This window comes from Enterobacter sp. SECR19-1250 (assembly GCF_013391025.1).
Taxonomy (GTDB): Bacteria; Pseudomonadota; Gammaproteobacteria; order Enterobacterales; family Enterobacteriaceae; genus Enterobacter; species Enterobacter cloacae.
In genome coordinates, this window is the sequence record NZ_JACASJ010000010.1 from 68,899 (window position 1) to 75,774 (window position 6,876).

A 6,876-nucleotide genomic window follows, 5' to 3' on the forward strand; every position below is an offset into this window, starting at 1 on the left:
TACCGCAAATGAAAAAATACGCAGGATAAACCACACACGCCGATGTGATTTATCCTGACGCGCTTATCGGCGGCAAATGCTAATAAGCAGCTCTTCCATCCACTGATGACCTTTATCCCGGCCTGCGGCTTCATGCCAGGAAAGATAACAGGTACGGCTATTGAGCTTGAGCGGCAACGGCAGAATTTGCAGATTTAAGGGTTCCGAAAACTCCTCCGCCAGCCAACGCGGGGCAATAGCGACCAGATGGGTCTGGGAAACCACATTTAAGACGCTGACCATGGCCATTCCCTGATAAGCCACGCTCGCCTGTTTATCCGCAGTGTCATACCACGGCAGACTAAATGAGGCGTATCGGTCGAGGGCAACAACAGCGTGCTGCTCGTTATAAACATCACTTTCGCGCAGCGGCATATTCATTCGTGGATGTTTTTTGCTGGCGACCAGTACCATTTCATCTTTAAACAGAGGCACACAGGAAAATTCCGGACGACGGAACTCTTCGTATCCCAGAACGAATTCTGTTTCCTGATATCGAAGCTGATGTTCTGTGTTCTGATTAAGAGAAGATTTAAATACCAGCTGAATATTGGGCGCAATTTCTTCCACTTTATTGTAGATCACGGACGTCAAATAATTATCTAACGGGCTACATACGCAAAGATGGAAAACACGCTCACTGCTTAAGGGCTCAAAACCCGATCCCGGCAGCTCATTTTGCACCAACTGTAATGCCTGGCGGATAGAGCCAAACAGCTGAAATGCACGCGCCGTGGGTTGAATCCCCCTGCCATAACGAACAAACAATTCGTCATTAAACATCACTTTAAGCCGGGATACCGCATTGCTGACGGCAGGCTGCGACATCCCCAGAGACTGCGCTGCCCGCGTGATATTCTGTTCCTGCATCACCGCGTCAAACACGGTCAACAGATTGAGATCCACGGTGCGTAACTGAGGTTTAACCCCATTATAACCCTGAGGTTGATTAATATTATTTTCTGGCACTCCTGGCTCCACTGTCACGCTAAACTCCCTTTGCCAAATTACAGTAATAATTTCGAAAAATATGATTTACCATGCAGATACAACCAGCGAAAGAGAATTGTTTAAAATTCGGAAAATATAAAGAGCGCATCATCAAAAGGGTGACTTCGCCCAGGTCATTGATGGTGAGATGAAATTCGGCATAAATGATATCAATGACATTATGGTTTGCATGAAACCATAATCAAGACAAATACACAATCGCCCTTCGGTTAATGATAACTTAAGTATTATTAAACTATGCACGTGAGCCATGCCAAACAATTAACAAACTCGCATCATTGCTCACGCTTTATTTACTGCATTTTTATTTGCAGCACTAATAAATCAATGAAATTAAAAACAATTCTTCTCAGGGCTCATCCATTACAGACGTATGTTGAATTGATACTAATTATATTTAAATCGTTCCGGAGATGAATCTCCAGTCCAAAAATAGACTTTTCAAAAGGCATGAAAGATAAAAACCAGCACAATTAGCTAAATAAAATTCTCTGGAACATCGTGCGATCGGGGTCGTTTTTGTTGTCAGGGGTTGACATCAACCCCCATATCCAGTACCACTAAAAGCATATTGAATTTAACGGAGCACGATTCATGATTCGCACCATTCGTTTCACCGGTCTACTACTACTAAACGCATCCTCTGTGCGCGGTAGACTGGCGGGCGAAATTCAGCGTTGAATCGCCACCAGTAAGACTAAAAACCCGCGCCACTGCGCGGGTTTTTTTATGCTCGTAGCAAGGCGCCCTAAGACTGACAAGGACCTAACCCATGAGCCAGCAAGTCATTATTTTTGATACCACTTTACGTGACGGTGAACAGGCATTACAGGCGAGCCTGAGTGTGAAAGAGAAGCTGCAGATTGCGCTGGCTCTCGAACGTATGGGTGTCGACGTGATGGAGGTGGGTTTCCCGGTCTCTTCTCCGGGTGATTTCGAATCGGTACAGACCATCGCCCGTACCATCAAAAACAGCCGCGTCTGTGGTCTGGCACGCTGCGTTGAGAAAGATATCGACGTTGCCGCCGAGTCACTGAAAGTGGCTGAAGCATTCCGTATTCATACTTTTATTGCCACCTCCCCCATGCATATTGCCACCAAGTTGCGCAGCACCCTCGACGAGGTGATTGAGCGCGCGGTATACATGGTCAAACGCGCGCGCAACTATACGGATGATGTTGAATTCTCATGTGAAGACGCAGGCCGCACGCCAATTGAGGATCTGGCACGCGTGGTGGAAGCCGCCATTAATGCCGGGGCCAAAACCATCAACATCCCGGACACCGTCGGCTACACCATGCCGTTTGAGTTCTCCAACATCATTACTGGCTTGTATGATCGTGTGCCAAACATTGATAAGGCAATTATCTCTGTTCATACCCACGACGATTTAGGCCTGGCCGTCGGCAACGCCATCGCCGCTGTTCACGCCGGTGCCCGTCAGGTAGAAGGTGCGATGAACGGTATCGGGGAACGCGCAGGCAACTGTTCCCTGGAAGAAGTGATCATGGCGATCAAAGTGCGCAAAGACATCATGAACGTGCACACCCGCATCAATCACAATGAAATCTGGCGTACCAGCCAGACCGTCAGCCAGATTTGCAACATGCCGATCCCCGCCAACAAGGCGATTGTCGGTACCGGCGCATTCGCGCACTCTTCCGGTATCCACCAGGATGGCGTACTGAAAAACCGCGAAAACTACGAAATCATGACCCCGGAATCGATCGGTCTGAACCAGGTTCAGTTGAATCTGACCTCCCGCTCCGGCCGTGCGGCAGTGAAACATCGTATGGAAGAGATGGGTTACAAGGACAGCGATTACAACATGGATCAGTTGTACGACGCGTTCCTGAAGCTGGCCGACAAAAAAGGTCAGGTGTTCGACTATGACCTGGAAGCACTGGCCTTCATTAATAAACAGCAGGAAGAGCCAGAGCATTTCCGTCTGGATTACTTCAGCGTGCAGTCCGGCTCCAGCGATATCGCCACGGCATCCATCAAGCTGGCCTGCGGGGATGAGATAAAAGCGGAAGCGGCAAACGGCAATGGTCCTGTCGATGCTATCTACCAGGCGATTAACCGCGTCACCGAATACGACGTGGAGCTGGTCAAATATGACCTGACGGCCAAAGGCCATGGCAAAGATGCGCTCGGTCAGGTGGATATCGTGGTCAATTATAACGGCCGCCGCTTCCACGGCGTGGGTCTGGCGACCGATATCGTCGAATCCTCTGCGAAAGCGATGGTGCATGTCCTGAACAATATCTGGCGCGCCGCTGAAGTCGAAAAAGAGTTGCAACGCAAAGCTCAGAATAAAGAGAACAACAAGGAAACCGTGTAATGTCGAAGAATTACCATATTGCTGTGTTGCCGGGTGACGGTATTGGCCCGGAAGTGATGGCACAGGCGCTGAAAGTACTGGAAGCCGTTCGCTCGCGTTTTGCGATGAAAATTACCACCAGCCACTACGACGTGGGCGGTATTGCTATCGATAATCACGGTACGCCGCTGCCAAAAGCAACGGTAGAGGGTTGCGAGAACGCCGATGCCGTCCTGTTTGGTTCCGTGGGTGGCCCGAAATGGGAACACCTGCCACCCGCAGAGCAGCCAGAGCGCGGCGCGTTGCTGCCGCTGCGTAAACATTTCAAGCTGTTCAGTAACCTGCGTCCGGCAAAGCTGTATCAGGGCCTGGAAGAGTTCTGCCCGCTGCGCGCGGATATCGCCGCTAACGGCTTTGACATTCTGTGCGTACGTGAGCTGACCGGCGGGATCTATTTCGGTCAGCCAAAAGGCCGCGAAGGCAGCGGCCAGCATGAAAAAGCGTTCGACACCGAGGTCTATCACCGTTTCGAAATTGAACGTATCGCCCATATCGCTTTTGAGTCAGCACGCAAACGCCGCCATAAAGTGACCTCTATCGACAAAGCGAATGTGCTGCAGTCTTCCATCTTATGGCGTGAGATCGTCAGCGAAGTTGCTAAGCATTATCCTGACGTTGAGCTGTCGCATATGTACATCGACAACGCGACAATGCAGCTGATTAAAGATCCGTCCCAGTTTGACGTGCTGCTGTGCTCCAACCTTTTCGGCGATATCCTCTCGGATGAGTGCGCGATGATCACCGGCTCCATGGGCATGCTGCCATCAGCGAGCCTGAACGAAGAAGGCTTTGGCCTGTACGAGCCTGCTGGCGGCTCCGCGCCGGATATCGCAGGTAAAAACATTGCTAACCCGATTGCGCAGATCCTCTCCCTGGCTCTGCTGCTGCGCTACAGCCTGGATGCAGGCGATGCGGCAACCGCAATTGAAAACGCCATTAATCGCGCGTTAGAAGAAGGCGTCCGTACCGGTGATTTAGCACGCGGCACGGCGGCAGTCAGTACCGATGAAATGGGCGACATCATTGCCCGCTATGTCGCTGAAGGGGTGTAATCATGGCGAAGACGTTATATGAAAAATTGTTTGATGCACACGTTGTCTATGAGGCACCAAACGAAACCCCGCTGCTCTATATCGACAGGCATCTGGTACACGAAGTGACCTCCCCACAGGCATTTGATGGGCTGCGTGCGCACAAACGCCCGGTACGTCAGCCGGGTAAAACCTTCGCGACAATGGATCACAACGTTTCCACCCAGACCAAAGATATCAATGCGTCGGGCGAAATGGCGCGTATCCAGATGCAGGAGTTGATCAAGAACTGTAACGAGTTTGGCGTCGAGCTCTACGATCTGAACCATCCGTATCAGGGTATCGTTCACGTGATGGGGCCTGAGCAGGGGATCACCCTGCCCGGCATGACCATCGTCTGCGGCGACTCCCATACCGCAACGCACGGCGCGTTTGGTGCACTGGCCTTCGGTATTGGCACCTCTGAAGTTGAGCATGTTCTGGCTACGCAGACTCTGAAACAGGGCCGAGCCAAAACCATGAAGATTGAAGTGAAAGGCAAAGCCGCGCCGGGGATCACCGCGAAAGACATCGTGCTGGCGATCATCGGTAAAACGGGCAGTGCCGGCGGCACCGGGCACGTTGTTGAGTTCTGCGGTGACGCTATTCAGGCGCTGAGCATGGAAGGTCGTATGACTCTGTGCAATATGGCCATCGAGATGGGGGCCAAAGCAGGCCTGGTGGCGCCGGATGAAACCACCTTCAACTATGTAAAAGGGCGTCTGCACGCGCCAAAAGGTCAGGATTACGCTGACGCCGTCGCGTACTGGAAAACCCTGAAAACCGATGATGACGCGGTTTTTGACACCGTTGTTACCCTGCAGGCGGAGGAGATTGCCCCGCAGGTGACCTGGGGAACCAATCCGGGTCAGGTCATTTCCGTGAATGACACTATTCCCGATCCGGCCTCATTTACCGATCCGGTCGAACGCGCCAGTGCCGAAAAAGCGCTGGCGTATATGGGTCTCAAACCCGGTGTGCCGTTGACCGATGTGACCATCGACAAAGTCTTTATTGGCTCCTGCACCAACTCGCGTATCGAAGATTTACGCGCTGCGGCGGAGATCGCCAAAGGCCGTAAAGTAGCACCCGGCGTACAGGCGCTGGTTGTGCCAGGCTCTGGTCCGGTAAAAGCGCAGGCGGAAGCCGAAGGCCTGGATAAGATCTTTATCGAAGCAGGCTTCGAGTGGCGCTTGCCTGGCTGCTCCATGTGTCTGGCCATGAACAATGACCGCCTGAATCCGGGCGAACGTTGTGCCTCCACCAGTAACCGTAACTTTGAAGGTCGTCAGGGCCGCGGTGGACGCACCCACCTGGTCAGCCCGGTGATGGCCGCCGCTGCGGCAGTTACCGGCCATTTCGCCGATATTCGCAGCCTGAAATAAGGAGACAATCATGGCAGAGAAATTTACCCAACATACAGGCCGGGTTGTCCCTCTGGACGCCGCTAACGTCGATACCGATGCGATCATCCCGAAGCAATTTTTGCAGAAGGTCACCCGCACCGGATTTGGTGCTCATCTGTTTAACGACTGGCGTTTTCTGGATGATAAAGGCCAGGTACCTGACCCGGAATTTGTGCTGAATTTCCCGGAATATAAAGGCGCCTCCATTCTGCTGGCACGGGAAAACTTTGGCTGCGGCTCCTCACGCGAGCACGCGCCATGGGCGCTGACCGATTACGGCTTTAAAGTGGTGATCGCCCCGAGCTTTGCAGATATCTTCTACGGCAACAGCTTCAACAACCAGCTGCTGCCGGTGACGCTGAGTGACGAGCAAGTGGATGAATTGTTCGCGCTGGTTAAGGCAAATCCGGGCATGTCGTTTGAAGTGGATCTGGAAGCGGAAGTGGTGAAAGCCGGGGATAAGACCTACAGCTTCAGCATCGATGCCTTCCGTCGCCACTGCATGCTGAACGGTCTGGACAGCATTGGCCTGACGCTTCAGCATGAAGACGCCATCTCCGCATACGAGAAAAAACAGCCTGCGTTTATGGGCTAAAGGCAATGGCCCGCACGATGCGGGCCATTGATAAGGGTGCGTTGAGGCTCAACCACTCTGGAGGGGCGGGGAACTTTCCCCGCCCATACCGCTAACGTTTTGCTTCGTAAGCCAACACTGCTGCCAGCTCTGTTTTCTCCTGTCTGAAATGCAGTTCACACAGTGAATCACGCACCATCCAGGTGAAGATCAACAGCGTTGTACAGATCAGAAACAAACCTAACAGCAGAGTACGTTTTGGCATTCCAGCCTCCTTATTGCTTTTCGGCAATGAAGAGACTAACCTCGCAATGTTGGTTGTGAAGTTGGTCTCCCCATGTACTGACCCCAAAAAGTTGGACAGTTAAACACGAGGCACATAGGTCTGGGTTC

7 protein-coding genes are annotated in these 6,876 nt (G+C 52.1%); 5 read left to right on the plus strand and 2 right to left on the minus strand.

Annotated elements, in window-relative coordinates:
* Positions 1 to 63: 63 nt before the first annotated feature.
* Positions 64 to 1,008 carry a transcriptional regulator LeuO gene (gene leuO, locus HX884_RS04620; protein ID WP_013095563.1) on the minus strand — a complete coding sequence of 315 codons (945 nt, stop codon included), beginning with the start codon at positions 1,006 to 1,008 and terminating at the stop codon, positions 64 to 66.
* 636 nt (positions 1,009 to 1,644) lie between these two features.
* On the opposite strand from leuO, the gene leuL reads away from it, so the two are divergent.
* From leuL to leuD, 5 genes are all read left to right on the plus strand, one after another.
* Entirely contained in the window at positions 1,645 to 1,731 is an 87-nt protein-coding gene (gene leuL, locus HX884_RS27605; RefSeq protein ID WP_071830037.1) for a leu operon leader peptide, read from the plus strand.
* Between the two features lie 91 nt (positions 1,732 to 1,822).
* Positions 1,823 to 3,394: a 2-isopropylmalate synthase gene (leuA, locus tag HX884_RS04630; RefSeq protein WP_013095562.1), complete on the plus strand. Its 1,572-nt coding sequence runs from the start codon at positions 1,823 to 1,825 to the stop codon at positions 3,392 to 3,394.
* On the plus strand, positions 3,394 to 4,485 hold the full coding sequence (gene leuB, locus HX884_RS04635; protein ID WP_013095561.1) for a 3-isopropylmalate dehydrogenase: 1,092 nt from the start codon (positions 3,394 to 3,396) through the stop codon (positions 4,483 to 4,485). Before leuA ends, leuB begins: the two co-directional genes overlap by 1 nt.
* Before the next feature lie 2 nt (positions 4,486 to 4,487).
* The gene (leuC, locus tag HX884_RS04640) at positions 4,488 to 5,888 is read left to right on the plus strand and encodes a 3-isopropylmalate dehydratase large subunit (protein ID WP_178327774.1); all 1,401 of its coding nucleotides are present in this window, start codon (positions 4,488 to 4,490) and stop codon (positions 5,886 to 5,888) included.
* Between the two features lie 10 nt (positions 5,889 to 5,898).
* Complete coding sequence (gene leuD, locus HX884_RS04645; protein WP_013095559.1) at positions 5,899 to 6,504, plus strand: 3-isopropylmalate dehydratase small subunit; 606 nt, start codon at positions 5,899 to 5,901, stop codon at positions 6,502 to 6,504.
* A 91-nt stretch (positions 6,505 to 6,595) separates the two neighbouring features.
* On the opposite strand, the gene HX884_RS04650 is transcribed toward leuD, so the two are convergent.
* A complete protein-coding gene (locus tag HX884_RS04650) occupies positions 6,596 to 6,748 on the minus strand; it encodes a Hok/Gef family protein (RefSeq protein ID WP_010427008.1) in 153 nt (50 codons plus the stop codon).
* Between the last annotated feature and the right edge of the window lie 128 nt (positions 6,749 to 6,876).